This is a genomic window from Rhodococcus sp. 14C212, assembly GCF_011058195.1.
GTDB lineage: Bacteria > Actinomycetota > Actinomycetes > Mycobacteriales > Mycobacteriaceae > Rhodococcus > Rhodococcus aetherivorans.
Window position 1 is genome coordinate 1 of record NZ_JAALEH010000218.1, and the last position, 938, is coordinate 938.

General features: G+C 76.0%; 1 protein-coding gene. It reads right to left on the minus strand.

Going from position 1 to position 938, the window contains the following annotated elements; all coding sequences use genetic code 11:
* A partial coding sequence (locus tag G6038_RS30775; RefSeq protein WP_240918899.1) for a condensation domain-containing protein occupies positions 1-938 on the minus strand: 938 nt, incomplete at both ends.

Below are 938 nucleotides of genomic sequence, written 5' to 3' on the forward strand. Positions count from 1 at the left end.
CCGGGGTGCGCAGGACCACGGTGTTGACGAACATCCCGACCAGGTCGTCGAGTTCGGCGGCGCCGCGGCCGGCCACCGCGGTGCCCACCGCGATGTCGTCGCCGGCGCCGAGGCGGGACAGCAGCGCCGCGAGCGCGGCGTGCAGGGTCATGAACATCGTGGCGTGTTCGGTGGCAGCGACGGCCCGCAGCCGGGCGTGCACGTCGGCGTCGACGGCGAGGTCCACGTCGGCGCTCGCCATGGACTGCACGGCCGGGCGCGGCCGGGCGGTGGGCAGGGTGATCCGGTCCGGGAGTCCGGCGAGTGTCTCCACCCAGAATTCGCGCTGTTGCGCGGCCGTCGACTGCGGATCGGTCTCGTCGCCGAGGATGTCGCGCTGCCACAGCGTGTAGTCGGCGTACTGCACCGGCAGCGGCGCCCACGCCGGGGCCGCCCCCGCGGTGCGCGCGGCGTACGCGGCGATCAGGTCCCGGGCCAGCGGCGCCACCGACACCCCGTCCGCGGCGATGTGGTGCAGCACCAGCACCAGCACGTGCTCCTGCGCACCCAGGCGCAGCACCCGGGCCCGCACCGGCAGGTCCACGGTCAGGTCGAAGCCGGCGCCGGCGAAGCCCGCCACAGCGGCATACACGTCGGCAGGTGCCTCGGTGAGGTCGAGGGGGACCCCGGCGTCGACGGCCACCTGGTGCGGCCCTTCCGCGTCGGTGGGGAACACGGTGCGCAGGCTCTCGTGCCGGTCGGTCACGTCCCGCCACGCCGTGGTCAGGGCCGCGGCGTCGAGGGGCCCGGACAGGCGCAACGCCACCGGGATGTTGTACGCCGCGGAGGTGGGGTCGAGCTGGTTGAGCACCCACATGCGCTGCTGCGCCGGGCCGAGGGGCACGCGGGCCGGGCGGGGCCGGGCCGTGAGGGCGATCCGCGGGGCGGGACGCTCGAGG